This is a genomic window from Saccharobesus litoralis, assembly GCF_003063625.1.
Classification (GTDB): domain Bacteria; phylum Pseudomonadota; class Gammaproteobacteria; order Enterobacterales; family Alteromonadaceae; genus Saccharobesus; species Saccharobesus litoralis.
Genome location: NZ_CP026604.1, coordinates 367,514 through 381,206, shown reverse-complemented (window position 1 = coordinate 381,206; position 13,693 = coordinate 367,514). Strand labels below are relative to the sequence as shown.

At 38.6% G+C, this 13,693-nt stretch carries 10 protein-coding genes; 6 read left to right on the top strand and 4 right to left on the bottom strand.

From position 1 onward, the window contains the following. Positions 1-3 precede the first annotated feature (3 nt). Entirely contained in the window at positions 4-1,776 is a 1,773-nt protein-coding gene (malZ, locus tag C2869_RS01395; protein WP_108601257.1) for a maltodextrin glucosidase, read from the top strand. A gap of 55 nt (positions 1,777-1,831) precedes the next feature. On the opposite strand, the gene C2869_RS01390 is transcribed toward malZ, so the two are convergent. After that, positions 1,832-2,377, bottom strand: a complete 546-nt coding sequence (locus C2869_RS01390; RefSeq protein WP_108601256.1) for a Spy/CpxP family protein refolding chaperone — start codon at positions 2,375-2,377, stop codon at positions 1,832-1,834. Between the two features lie 203 nt (positions 2,378-2,580). Between C2869_RS01390 and C2869_RS01385 the strand changes: the two genes are divergently transcribed. Continuing rightward, positions 2,581-3,270, top strand: a complete 690-nt coding sequence (locus C2869_RS01385) for a response regulator (RefSeq protein WP_108601255.1) — start codon at positions 2,581-2,583, stop codon at positions 3,268-3,270. Further along, positions 3,270-4,679 carry an ATP-binding protein gene (locus C2869_RS01380; RefSeq protein WP_108601254.1) on the top strand — a complete coding sequence of 470 codons (1,410 nt, stop codon included), beginning with the start codon at positions 3,270-3,272 and terminating at the stop codon, positions 4,677-4,679. The genes C2869_RS01385 and C2869_RS01380 overlap by 1 nt, the downstream gene beginning before the upstream one ends. A gap of 32 nt (positions 4,680-4,711) precedes the next feature. Here the strand turns inward: C2869_RS01380 and C2869_RS01375 are convergent, their stop codons facing one another. Further along, a complete protein-coding gene (locus C2869_RS01375; protein WP_108601253.1) occupies positions 4,712-5,440 on the bottom strand; it encodes a substrate-binding periplasmic protein in 729 nt (242 codons plus the stop codon). 447 nt (positions 5,441-5,887) lie between these two features. Further along, entirely contained in the window at positions 5,888-6,178 is a 291-nt protein-coding gene (locus C2869_RS01370; protein ID WP_159083976.1) for a hypothetical protein, read from the bottom strand. A 241-nt stretch (positions 6,179-6,419) separates the two neighbouring features. Here C2869_RS01370 and C2869_RS01365 point away from each other — a divergent pair, with 241 nt between their 5' ends. Both C2869_RS01365 and C2869_RS01360 read left to right on the top strand, forming a co-directional pair. Beyond that, on the top strand, positions 6,420-7,154 hold the full coding sequence (locus C2869_RS01365) for a FecR domain-containing protein (RefSeq protein WP_108601251.1): 735 nt from the start codon (positions 6,420-6,422) through the stop codon (positions 7,152-7,154). A 55-nt stretch (positions 7,155-7,209) separates the two neighbouring features. Further along, positions 7,210-9,480 carry a CHASE2 domain-containing protein gene (locus tag C2869_RS01360; protein ID WP_108601250.1) on the top strand — a complete coding sequence of 757 codons (2,271 nt, stop codon included), beginning with the start codon at positions 7,210-7,212 and terminating at the stop codon, positions 9,478-9,480. Positions 9,481-9,539: 59 nt separating this feature from the next. Here C2869_RS01360 and C2869_RS01355 read toward each other — a convergent pair whose 3' ends face one another. Continuing rightward, complete coding sequence (locus tag C2869_RS01355) at positions 9,540-10,424, bottom strand: hypothetical protein (RefSeq protein ID WP_108601249.1); 885 nt, start codon at positions 10,422-10,424, stop codon at positions 9,540-9,542. A 436-nt stretch (positions 10,425-10,860) separates the two neighbouring features. Between C2869_RS01355 and C2869_RS01350 the strand changes: the two genes are divergently transcribed. Next, complete coding sequence (locus C2869_RS01350) at positions 10,861-13,491, top strand: CHASE domain-containing protein (protein WP_108601248.1); 2,631 nt, start codon at positions 10,861-10,863, stop codon at positions 13,489-13,491. Positions 13,492-13,693 lie beyond the last annotated feature (202 nt).

The window sequence follows — 13,693 nt, the reverse complement described above, 5'->3', positions numbered from 1 at the left end:
ATTATGTTAGCTTGGCACATTCAAACAGAGCCCATGCTGGTTCGTAAAGGTAATCAAGTAAAGCTTAAACTGGCTGTCAGTCCTAATTATGATTTAGATGCCGCTTGGGTTAGGGTTGAACCGGATAACGAAGAAGCGCTAAAGCCGTTAAAAAAGACTAATACTAAATTTATTGGCTTTGATGTTTATTCCGTGACGATTGCTATCAACGATCATCAAGAAATGACGCCTTATGCGTTTAAGCTCCAGTCGGGTTCTCAGGTTTCGTGGTTAGGCGCTAACGGGCTTAATTTATTCCCACCCACTTTAGATGTTCAGTTTAAATTACTAGCAACGACGCAAATTCCTGATTGGGTGCCTAGCCAAGTCTTTTATCAGATCTTTCCTGAGCGCTTTTGTAACGGCGATGCTAATTTATCGCCCAAACAAGCTGAGTACGATTATCTTGATTGGGGCCCTATTATAGCTAAAGAATGGGGTAGCTTACCGGAAGCCAAAGTGGGTGGAATTGAATTCTATGGCGGTGATTTAATCGGGGTTCGCCAGAAATTAGATTACCTACAGGAACTGGGTATTACGGCAATTTACTTAAACCCAGTATTTGAATCATTGAGTAATCATAAATACGACACAGTGGATTACTTTAATGTTGATCCGCATTTCGGTGGTAATCAAGCTTTAATTGATTTAACAACGGACGTGCATCAGCGTGATATGCGAATTGTCTTGGATGCGGTTATAAACCATACATCGGCAGCTCACCCTTGGTTTTTAAAAGCACATCAGGGTGATCCTAATTATCGTCATTATTATATTTTTGATGAAAATAACTATTTTCAGAGTTGGAAAGGGTATGACACCTTACCCGTACTGGATTACAGCCAAGCCGATATTGTCGATATTTTTTATCAGAATGAAAACTCAGTTTTAAAACATTGGTTACGTCCGCCATACAATATTGATGGTTGGCGCATGGATGTGATTCATATGTTGGGTGAAGGTAAAGGCGCAACTAATAATTTACATCACATAGAAAAAATGCGCACAGCCGTTAAAACCGAAAACCAACAAGCTTATTTTGTTGGCGAACATTTTTTTGAAGCTAGCCGTTGGTTGCAAGGTAATGCAGAAGATGCCGCAATGAACTATTTTGGTTTTGCATTTCCTGTATGGGGATTTCTAGCAGGAAAAGATGTCAATTACCATGATGCATGGATAAATGCAGAAACCTTAGCTTTGTGGATGCAAAGTGCCCGTGCGCGGATCGCCTATAGCTTACAACTTGGCCAATTCAATTTAATTGACAGTCATGATACAGCGCGGTTTGCATCTTTGGTGAATGGCGATCAAGATAAAATAAAGTTAGCGATGACTTTGTTGTTAACCTATCCAGGGATCCCGAGTATTTATTATGGCGACGAAGTTGGTTTAAAAGGTTGGCTTGATCCTGATTGCAGACGTACCATGCCGTGGAATATAGAGCACAGTGAACATCCTATTTATCAACATTTGCAACAAATGATCAGGCTGCGTAAAAAATATAAAGCCTTGCAATACGGTGGATTTGTTGAGTTGTACGCTCAAGGCAATGTGTTTATATTTGCCCGCGTTTATAAAAAACAGCTAGTGATAGTTGCCATCAATCGTGGTGATGCTTGTGATATTCGTTTAGCACCTGAATTGAATGAGTTTATTGTGTTGGGCTGGCCGCAAGCCAAGGGAATCATTGAGCTTACGGCCAACTCGTCTTTAGTTTTACCCATTGAGCTTAGTTAAACTAAGCTTATGTGATTGAGGTGTCGAATTTTACGGGCAAAGCTAAAATAAGACATTAGCTTTGCTGGCGTTTTTCAGCACGGCGCTCTTTAAATTTTTCCATACGCGCTTTTATTTTGCCCATAATTTCAGCTTTTTTAGCACGTTGCTCGTCAGTTAATACCGCATTCACTTGATTTTTGATACTCGCTTTTGCAACTTCAGCATCATCAAAGCTGGTTTGATACTGAGCACGTAAAGCGCGTACGGCGTCTTCACTGTAGTTGTCACTATTAACTAGTGTTTTTAACTCAGTGCGGTAAGCTTTCATTTGCTCACGTAGAGCTTCATTGCTGTCTTTGACGCTGGCGAAAATGCCTTTAATTTGCTCACGTTGCGCATCAGTTAAATCCAATTGCTTGAAGATGCGTTTCATGTTGTGGCCTTTGCCAGAAAATCCTTTATGATGCATACCATGTCTAGCCATTTTGTTCTGCTTGGCTTTTTTACACATCATTTTATTGTCGGCTTGATTAATATCTAGGTTAGCCATTGCGCTAGGTGCTAATGCTATACTTGATACTAATGCGCTAGTTGCTAAAAGTTTTACAATTGCTTTCATTTTATTATCCTCAATCTATGTTGTTTAATCTGACCACGGTGTGGATTACCGTGGGCTGATTAAAATAATAGAGTTAATAAAGCAAAGAAGCGCAAATGCAGTGTAAAGAATATGTAAATCTAGTTTTCGATTAAGAAAGGCGCTTTTAAGCTGCTTAGGTAGATACAAAGCTGATAACTAATAGTAAAGAATAGAAATTAATGATGAATAGTAAAATATTGATAATTGATGATGACCAAGAGCTTTCATCATTGTTGGGTGAATACTTAACTAGCGAAAATTTAGACTGCGAATGTGTATATGATGGCTTAACTGGGATTGAAAAATTACAAACAACAAAATATGACTTGGTATTGTTAGATGTCATGCTACCTGGGATCGATGGTTTTGAAACATTAAAGCGTTTACGCCAATTTACTAAGATGCCAGTTTTGATGCTAACCGCGAAAGGTGATGACTTTGATAAAATATTAGGCTTGGAACTCGGTGCTGATGATTATCTGCCCAAGCCATTTAATCACCGTGAATTATTGGCGCGTGTTAAAGCTATATTAAGACGATTTGATTATGCGCAAGAAAGCGCTTTAGGCCAAAGTGAAGATCAAATAGGCATCTTTTTGTTAGACCATAACAATCAAAGTCTAAAATATGACAGTGAAGAAATATTACTAACCGGCACTGAGTTTCAATTCTTAGTTTATTTGAATCAAAACTTGTCTAATTTAGTTAGCAAAGAAGTATTAAGTAAAGAAGTACTCGGTCGGCGTTTAATGCAATTTGACCGCAGTATTGATATGCATATGAGTAACTTGCGTAAAAAACTCAAAGCCGATCCTAATATTCAAATTAAAACAATCCGCGGTGCGGGTTATCGATTAGTGGTTAACAATTAGTGAATATTAGTTTCTCAAATTTAGCCAGATTTAACCCTTTTAATTATTTATTCGGCAAAATATTTTTAGGCTTTTGGGGCACCGTTATTGCGGTGATTGTCATTACGTTCATCATATTACGCGTGCTGCATGAGCAGCAAAGTGTTATGCCTGCCGAACCTGGTCATATGCGGTTTATGCATTCTTTAGCGCAACAATTGGCTAAAGCGGATCCTAGTCATCTTGAACGGCAGGTAAAGCGTATTCAGCGCAACCAAAAAATACGCCGTACTATTATTAAAAACTTACAAACAGGCGAATATATATACGAGAAAGCGTTGCCTAAACAGGTGACTTTATCTTCTTTGCAAAATCTATCGTTACAGCCTAAACCTTTACAAATTAAAGTGGCAGATGATTACTTGATTGGCCCTGTTTCTTTTGCCAATAAAACCGAACACTATCAGCTTTTCTTGATAATGAAAGCCAGTCGTTTTCATCACTACAGGCGTATGACTCAAGGTATACCACCTTGGTTGTTGCTCGGTATTGCGGCGTTATTTACCATTATACCTTGCTGGTTAATAGCTCGTGGCATGAGTAAGCCGATAAAAACACTGCGCCAATCAACTCAAGCATTAGCTGCAGGCAATTTAACCCACAGAGTTAGGCAATTACCTTCGAGACCAGATGAAATAGGTGATTTAGCAAGTGATTTTAATTTGATGGCAGAAAAATTAGAATCATTAGTCAATTTACACAAACGCCTGCTAGCCGATGTATCTCACGAATTACGCACGCCCTTAACACGGATGGAGTTATCACTGGCGATGGCGTTAAAAAATCCGCACGATAATCAAGCTTATTTGACTCGAATAGAAAATGAACTGCATCGAATGGATGACATGATCGGCAATATTTTGCGTTTGGCTCGCTTAGAAAATGATCAAGTTGACTTAGATGAGCAAACATTTAATTTGTCTTCATTGATGAATGAAATTATAGAGTCAGCGCAGGTTGAAGTACAAGCTAAGCAGCTAACGGTTAATGCTGCTGTCATTCGTGACGTAGTGGTATCTGGCGATCCCGTGTTAATGAGTAGCGCAATAGAAAATGTGGTGAGAAATGCCATTAAATACGCTAAAACCCAAGGTCAACTTTGGATTAGTTTAAGTCAACAAAATGATTTTATTGAATTGGCAGTCAGGGATGATGGTCCTGGTATTAAGGATCAGCAAGAGCTAGATAAAATTTTTATGCCTTTTTATCGTGTAGCTGAAGCTCGCGATAGAACAAGTGGCGGCACAGGCCTTGGCTTGGCGATCGCCAAAAAAGCCATTGCTATTCATGGTGGTGATATTAGGGCGAAAAACCATCAAGAGGGTGGTTTAGTGGTTTCAATTCTATTGCCTGTTAGTTTGCAGCGTTAATACTTTTGCTTTTGTTGTAAAAAATAATGCGGTTAGTCTTGATGATTGCGCATGGCTTGTTCAATAAAGCCAGACGCTTCAAGCTTTTTAAGCTCTGAGGTTAGCTTTTGGACAAGGTGCTGGTGTTTTTTGTTGAGGTAATGATAAAGGTAAGTCGTGGCTAAAACGGGTTGCTGGATCGTCAATTGAGAATAACCATATTGGTTTATTAATGATTCAGCTTTGGACTTTGTCATTATTGCAAGATCAATTTGTTTTTTACGTACAGCATTAATTAGCTGTTTATTATAAACAAAGGGTTTGTACTCAACCCCTTTAAATAACTTTTGATGCAGTAAGGCACCATTTTTAATACCCATCTTGTATTGGGTTAAATCTTCAATTTGTTTAAATTTTATCGTTTGCTTGCTAACGGCTACGGTTTCCATACGGCATATGGCAACTGGGATTGGAATTAAATTTGGGTATTTTTTTTCTATTCCAGCGATCCTTGCTGTTTCCCCATCAAGTAATCCATTATTACTTGCAATAATCGAACGTTTACTGGGCAAAACGATAAATTCCAGTTCAATTCCGAGTGCCTGATAGGCTTTTGTTAAACTCACCACAGCGCAGTTTTCAGGCGTGTGGGCGACAACGTTAGCTATACTGAGTTTACTAATTTTACTAGTTTGGGGTGGGACAGGATGATGTGGTTGACTATAACTGGTAGGTATTATGACTAACCACAATAAAATCAACAGTAGACGCCAATGTGTCATGGTGGATAGGCTGTAATATATTTTTATTAGCGATAACAATTAAGGCTAGTGATTAGCCCTTTGCTTGTCAATTGGTATTTCTACGGTTTACACCCCGTAGCGATTAATAGGGGCGTAGGGCGCTGACAAGTTACGTTTGTGGCTATAGTCCTCTCGCTCAGGCCTTATGTTTCATTGTCTGCGCTTACTCTCGACTTTGCTTACATGGATGTAAGTACTTAGGTTTCGTCTGGAACAGGAAACCTGTGGCTCCTGCGTCGTCCTAACACCTAAATCCATTTAGGCTACCCCAATCACATAATAGAGCCTATGCTCATGGGGATTCGAAGCTTGCCTGCATGGATGCAGGTACCAAAAGTAGGCGCTTTAAGCGAGGGGCGTGAGCAGGACGCGGTAGCTTTGACGGCTTTGCTTACATGGATGTAAGTACTTAGGTTTCGTCTGGAACTAGAAACCTGCCCCTAAAACCTGATCGCTTTGACTATATATTGTACTTTGTAGATTCAGTAAAGTCGCTTTAGCCGAAAATCGCGTTTTGTTAGATAAGGTTTCATCTAATGCCATCATTTCGGCTAATTGGGCTTTAAGTTCATTTGTTTCAGGTGAATGGATAGTTAATTGACCCAATGTGGGTTTCATAAAGTTATGCGCTTGCCAAAGTAATTCATCAAGTGGTAAGTCGTTAAACTCATTTTTGTATTGTGTATTTGGGTGCATGTTTAGTCCGATAATATTCATTTCCTTTGCGCTAAAAATGATATTTGCCAATTGTGCATCAAATAAGGAGTAAACTCAGAGATTATGCATTAGGTTTTAAATTGTGAACTGGTTATAAATTTACAATGTTACAAAGCATAAACTGCTATTCAATCAGATAATGCGAGGTGTAATTTTAGTTTTAAATTTCAGGTCTTAATGGATCTAACAAAAATAAAATTCTAACGTTACACTTAAGCTAAATAACAAAGAGTTTCTTAAAATGAAGTCATTTCAGTCCTTATCGCGTCGAGAGTGGTTGCAACAAGCACTAGTTTTATCAGGTTATAGCTTAACGGCTGGTTCCGCTTTGTTATCGCCTTTGGTTCATGCATTAGGTAAAGTGCCAAAGCAATTATCAGCGGATGAATCTATTTTTACTTTGTCGGGTAAAGTTAAGGTGAATGGCCAGGCTGCAAACAGTAAAACAATTATCACAGCAAATGATACCGTCGAAACGGAATCTAATAGTCAATTAATATTTGTCGTTGGTAAAGACGCCCATATCTTGCGAGAAAATAGTAAAGTTATTTTTTCTGGCGAGCAGGATAAAATTGAAAGTGGCTTGCAACTGACTAAAGGAAAATTATTGTCGGTATTTGGTAAACGACAACAATCTGAAAAAGAACACAAAATAAAAACGACCACGGCTACGATAGGAATCCGCGGTACTGGGGTATACGCAGAATCTTTTAACGACCACAGTTATGTTTGTACTTGTTATGGGCAAACCGCCATTCAAGCCAATAACGACAAAACCAGCCTAGAAATTGTATCTGCTGTACATCATGATTCGCCTAGGTATGTTTTAGCTGATGGTCGCTCAGGCAACTTTATTGAATCGGCCCCAATGAAAAATCACACAGATGAAGAATTAATGTTGATTGAGGCGCTAGTAGGACGTAATACCCCTTTTTCTTCTTTAATGGGGTATAGTAAACCTAGACGAACTTACTAAGTTTTATTTGATTCAATTTGGGAGTTAACCATGCTGATAGGCAAGGAAAGCTAAAATGGGGCGTACGCGACATTCTGGAATTTTGCTAATTACGCTGGCTTGCTTTCTTTTTTTTATCGGTCATGTCTTTTCTTTGTGGCGTGTGGCTTGGATTGAGCGCTTTGAGCTGTTTTTGTACGATCAAAAACTTAATCTAAATATTGAAAATAGCCAAGGAACACAGGTCGCCATTGCCAATATTGATGAAAAAAGTATCAAAGCATTAGGGCAATGGCCTTGGCGCCGCGATGTTCTAGCTCAATTACTCGATACTCTATTTGATCACTACCAAGTAAAAGCTGTCGGCTTTGATATGGTTTTTTCAGAAGCCTCTGATAATACTCCTTTGGAAGTGTTAAATATTCTTAAGTCGAGCCCGATTGGCGAACATCAAATGTTTGAAAATGCTTATCAAGCTTTACATCCTCAACTCAATTTTGACCTAACGTTTGCTGAAAGTTTACAAGATCGTAATGTTGTTTTAGGTATCGTGTTTCATCATGCACAAAGAGCGAATGTTAACGCACTGCCGCTACCTGTGGTTGAGTTACCCGACCAGTCGCAATCTAAACTGATCAATGCACAAGCCTATATTGCTAATCTACCTATATTTCATGAAACAGCCCGCTGGAGTGGCTTTTTTGATAATCCAATGTTGGATGACGATGGCGTTTTTAGACGAGTACCGCTAGTGCAACGTATCGATAAATATGTTTATCCGTCACTTGCCCTTTCGTTAGCTAGGATTGGACTTGATAGCGATAATATTCTAGTCGAACTAAACAAAAACCAACCTGACTTGCCTGTTGAAGCAATCCAGATCGGGACTCGGCGTATTAAAACCGGTGAGCAAGGCGAAATTTACGTACCTTATCGTGGTCAGCAAGGAAGCTTTCGTTATTTTTCAATTGTTGATTTGCTACAGCAAAACTACGCGCAAGAAGATTTAAAAAATAAAATAATTTTAGTCGGGACAGATGCAACAGGACTATTGGATTTAAGAACAACGCCATTTGCCAATACCTACCCAGGCGTTGAAGTTCACGCCAATATTGTATCGGGAATATTAGAAAATCGATTATGGCGAGAACCTGACTACTTGCTTAAGTATGAAGTCGGATTATTAGTCTTTTTTACTCTTGTTATGTTGTTAATTGCTTGGTTTGCCGAACCGCGACTCCAGCTTTTGTTTACCATACTTATTTTGGTGGCTGTGTTGGCAATTAGTCAGTTGCAATGGCAGCAGCAAGTCGTTATGCCGACGGCGTCTTTGTTAGGGTTAACTCTCAGTTTATTTGTATTGCAAACAATCTTTAATATGCTGACTGAGGTAAAACAAAAAGCACTTATTGTTAAACGATTTGGCCAATATGTACCGCCAGCACACGTGAAGCTAATGGTTAAATCGCCTGAACGTTATCAATTTGAAAGTCAGAATAAAGAATTAACGGTTTTGTTTTCCGATATACGTGATTTCACATCGCTATCTGAAAAGCTTACACCTGAAGAATTATCAAAACTGATGAATCGTTATTTAACCGTGATGACTCAGGTGATCCATAAACATAGAGGAACAATAGATAAATACATGGGCGATGCCATTATGGCGTTTTGGGGTGCACCTTTGGATGATAAACATCATGTACAAAATGCAGCTAATGCAGCTTACGAAATGATGGAAGCTTTATCTTTACTCAATATGGAGTTTGAATCTAAAGGCTGGCCGAAAGTTAATATTGGCATAGGTATTAATACTGACAATATGTTTGTCGGTGATATGGGCTCTGAATTTCGTATGGCATATACGGTAATGGGAGATGCGGTTAATTTAGCTTCACGCTTGGAAGGGTTAACAAAACAGTATGGTGCGGATATTTTAGTTGGGCAAAATACCCAAAAAGCGTTGCTAATGGAGCAGTTAGAAGCCAATAATTATCCAGATGCTAATGATAAAATGCCGCCAGTGAGTAAACATCAACACCACTTACTCGAGTTAGATATAGTTCGGGTAAAAGGCAAACATAAGCCTGTGGCTATTTTTCAACTTGATCCGTTGCCGGAAGACAAGTTAGATGAAGTGCAAGCGATCAGTATTGAGTTTGCTCGTTTTTGCTTAGCGTATCGCCAGCAAGAATGGGAGACAGCAAGGTTGTTATTAAATGAACTGGCTAAACAGGAATTACTAGCACCACGTCTTATATTGTTATACCAACAGCGCTTAGTGTTGTTTAAACGCAATCCGCCCGGAGAAGATTGGGACGGTGTGTTTAATCATACCGCCAAATAAGTCTCTTCCATAAATTTAATTTCCATACTTTGCTTTAAGCGCTTGTTGACGTAAACAGCCTAAAATAAATAGATAAGCGCTAAGTTAATGTTGTTTCGTTTGTATGTAGCGCCGTAGTCAGCTTTTGCGTTGGCTGACAAAAAAGATAAGTCCAAGCTCATTTTGTGGTTAATGAGATAATTTCCTCCCAGTACCATGCTTTTTGTTTGTCCATCGAACTGATAGACCCACCAATCACCACAATAATCCTTGCTCATTTGGGTATCTTGCCATGCTTTGTTGGCGTACTTTTTATACTTTTCTGCTTGGTAAGCCATTTGCTCTTGGCAATCATAGGCTCTTGCCATAGTGGTTAGTTGCCCTTTGGCATAATTTAAACCTAGATAGGCAGTTATAGATTGTGAAAATTGATAATCTATATTAGCAAAGGCGGCAATTTGCCTATTATTAAATATCTGTTTACGACTGGATTTACTGACACCACTTAGGCCAAGTTGACTGGTTAATTTATGGGTGATGCGTTTACTAGCGACAAAATCGAGTTGCCAAATTTTGCTGTTTCTAGCCTCGTCATTAAATGATTCATTGTTGTATTTCACAGTAACTTTATAGAAAGGCGCTAAGTAGTTGAATTGGTTTTGCCAGCCGTAACTAATGAAGCCGCCAATTTGCGTATTATTCATCCTTGTTAATTCATTAAACTGGCTATGTTTAATATTTGCCCCCATGGACACCATTTTCCCTAGTGTATATTCGTTTTGCATTTTCCAAGCAACATTAGCTTGAGCTAGGGTATCCTCGATTTTATCGATGTTGCTCAACGCGTTGGTTACATTGTTGTCGTGTTGCAATCCCACATCTAAAGTTAACTTTGTGACTTCAGTTGCAAATAGGTTAGAACAAAAACAAATGTTTAATATCGCAAAACTGTATTTAAATTTCATTTTTAATGCACAATGGTGTCTTTATAATAAGAGAAATTGAAGTTTTCTTAGCTGCTGAACTGGCTAATTTATAGTCAAAGCGATCAGGTTTTAGGGGAAGCCGTCAAAGCTACCGCGTCCTGCTCACGCCCCTTACCTGCATCCATGCAGGCAAGCTTCGAATCCCCATGAGCATATGCTCTATTATGTGATTGGGGTGAGTAAGCGATGACAATGAACCATAAGACCTGAGCGAGAAGACTATAGCTTAGCTAATAGTAGTAGACTATTAAGTAAGCGGCAATTAATCTAGCGTGATAAAGCCATGCTAGTATTTTTATTTATTTTTTGAAACTTAAATAAATTCAATCATATAGCCTAGCGCATACTATACTTTCTTTTTGAGTATTATGCCTTACACTTACAACACTAATAATCGAAGAGGGAATGTACCATTTTGCGTAAAAGTTACTATTTGCTATATGGACTCGTTGCTTTAGGTATTTTATTTTCTGCCTTAGCCGCGCGTATGATATATAACATGGAAACCAGCAAAATTTGGGATCATTTCCACGCTGAAGTGGATCGCGTTGGACTGTCTTTAGAGCGTGAGTTTACCGTTGATTTAGAAGTTTTGTATTCATTACAAAGTCTGTTTGAAGCATCCGAACAAGTTAATCGACAAGAGTTTGCTAGAGTGGCTCGAATGGCAATTTCACGCCATCCTAGCGTACAAGCTTTAGAGTGGATCCCTAAAGTTGAGCATGCCCAGCGTAACGAGTTTGAACAAGCGCAATTAGAAAATCATCGTAATTACAAAATCATTGAACGAACAGAAAAAGGAGAAATGGTACTAGCCGATTTTCGAGCTAACTATTATCCGGTGACCTATATTGAACCCTATATTGGCAATGAAACTGCTTTGGGTTTTGACTTAGCTTCTAATCCAGCCCGCAATAAAACTCTTGTTGAATCAGCAAAAACCGGAAAAATGTTAGCAACGTCAGCCATTCACTTAGTGCAAGGTGATGAAAAAGAGTATGGTTTTTTGGTGTTTTTACCATTATACCATCAACCGGTTGATAGGAATTTACCACTAAATGAGCAAGTTAAAGGTTTTGTGTTAGCCGCATTTAAAGCTAATGCTTTAATGGCGGAAGTTATCAATGTTCAACAACAACATACCAGTGAATTTACTTTATTTGATATTACCGATACTGAACCTTTACAACTGAGTTATTTTACTGATTCCACTCAAAGTTATACTCATAATGATGTCACAATAAATTTAGATGTTACGGCAGGGCGTAAATGGCAACTCAAAGCTCGACCTTCTATTGAGTTGATTGAACGTCAACGATCTAATTGGCCTGTTTGGGTGTTTTTAACCGGTACACTATTAAGCTTAGTGATAGCTAAATACGTGCATACTATTCGTCATACCGCTGGTGTTATTCAAAGTGAAGTTAAGCGACGAACTGATGAATTACATCAAACCAAAACCTTTATTGAAAACCTAACTAATGCTGTACCTATTTTACTGTCATACGTGGATAAAGATTTAATCTATCAATTCGCTAATAAAAACTATGAGAGATGGTCGAAAAAACCGATTAATCAGATTGTCGGACACAGCGTTTATGACGGATTAGGTGAAGAAGCCTACGAAGAATTAAAACCCCATATACATCGCACTTTAGCTGGAGAAGTTACTTCTTTTGATTCGGTTGTTCAGTATCCGAGTGGTAGGAAACACATACACGCTACCTATACACCAGATTTTGATCAAAATGGTGATGTTCGTGGTTTTTTCGTGTCAGTTGAAGATGTAACGTTACAAAAACAGTCTGAAGAAAAGTTACACGAATATGCGCTAGAACTAGAGTTTCAAACTTGGGCATTGGAAGAAGCAAAAGACAAAGCTGAAGAAGCTACAAATGCTAAATCTGAGTTCTTAGCTAATATGAGCCACGAGATTAGAACACCAATGAATGGTGTTTTAGGTATGCTGGAATTGTTGAAAGAAAGTGAATTAAGTCAAATACAAGCGCGCTATGTGCATCTTGCAGAAACTAGTGCTAGTACACTATTAACACTGATTAATGACATTTTAGACTTTTCTAAAATCGAAGCAGGTAAATTAGAGTTAGAAAATAAAGATTTTGATTTTCATTTATTTTTAGATGACTTCGCTGCGTTAACTGAATTAAGAGCGGAAGAAAGCCAAGTCAATTTTGTACTCAGGAAATCACGTGATTTACCGCAACGTGTTTGTGGTGATGAGGTCAGAATTAAGCAGATATTGACCAATTTATGCAGTAACGCGATTAAATTTACTGAGCAAGGGCAAGTTACAGTTAACGTTAATTTATTAGTAGCTGATGAATTAGGGCTAAAATTAGAAATATCAGTTAAGGATACTGGAGTCGGTATTGCCCAAGACAAATTAGAAGGGCTATTTGAAGCATTTCAGCAAGAAGACTCTTCAACAACACGACAATTTGGTGGAACAGGTTTAGGGCTAACCATTACCCGAAAACTTGCTGAAATGATGCAAGGTGGTATTCGTGTTGAAAGTAAAAAGGGCGAGGGCAGTTGTTTTATCGTTACTATTCGTCTGTTAGAAGCCGAAGAAAATGTAAGTGATATAGTTACCATACCAGAAGACGTGGATTTTGACGCTGATAGAGCGCATTCAGTCCGATTGCTTTTAGTAGAAGATAATTTTATTAATCAAGTAGTAGCAAGTGAAATGCTTAAAGGATTTGGTTATGAAGTCGATGTAGCCGAAAATGGTAAAGTTGCATTGGAAAAATTAGAAACGTTTCAAAAGACAAATCCTTACGATCTAGTGTTAATGGATTGTTTAATGCCTGAAATGGATGGTTACCAAGCCACGAAAGCGATAAGGGCTAGCCAAGTTATCCCACAGCCAGATCAACTTAAAATAATAGCGATGACAGCTAATGCGATGAAAGGCGATAGAGAAAAGTGTTTAGCCGCAGGTATGGATGACTATATTAGCAAGCCGATCGATAAAGACACGCTCAAGCAGAAGCTTGTTACATACTTAAAATTAAGTGCCTAATTAGGTCAATATCATTTAACAAATTTGTAGGGCGGGTTTCACACCCGCTAACACAAGTATTCTTACTGACTATACATTTGCAGGAATAAATCCTGCTCTATAACCATAACCTTGTTGGCGAGCCTTCATGCTTGCAGAGCCTACAAACAATCCCCTTGTAGGGCGGGTTTTGCACCCGCTAACACAAGCATTCTTAACGACT

Excerpts from the sequence above, each read along its gene's own strand:
- malZ (WP_108601257.1), top strand. The coding sequence starts at position 4 with ATGTTAGCTTGGCACATTCAAACAGAGCCCATGCTGGTTCGTAAAGGT.
- C2869_RS01390 (WP_108601256.1), bottom strand. The coding sequence starts at position 2,377 with ATGAAAGCAATTGTAAAACTTTTAGCAACTAGCGCATTAGTATCAAGT.
- C2869_RS01385 (WP_108601255.1), top strand. The coding sequence starts at position 2,581 with ATGAATAGTAAAATATTGATAATTGATGATGACCAAGAGCTTTCATCA.
- C2869_RS01375 (WP_108601253.1), bottom strand. The coding sequence starts at position 5,440 with ATGACACATTGGCGTCTACTGTTGATTTTATTGTGGTTAGTCATAATA.
- C2869_RS01370 (WP_159083976.1), bottom strand. The coding sequence starts at position 6,178 with ATGAATATTATCGGACTAAACATGCACCCAAATACACAATACAAAAAT.
- C2869_RS01365 (WP_108601251.1), top strand. The coding sequence starts at position 6,420 with ATGAAGTCATTTCAGTCCTTATCGCGTCGAGAGTGGTTGCAACAAGCA.
- C2869_RS01360 (WP_108601250.1), top strand. The coding sequence starts at position 7,210 with ATGGGGCGTACGCGACATTCTGGAATTTTGCTAATTACGCTGGCTTGC.
- C2869_RS01355 (WP_108601249.1), bottom strand. The coding sequence starts at position 10,424 with ATGAAATTTAAATACAGTTTTGCGATATTAAACATTTGTTTTTGTTCT.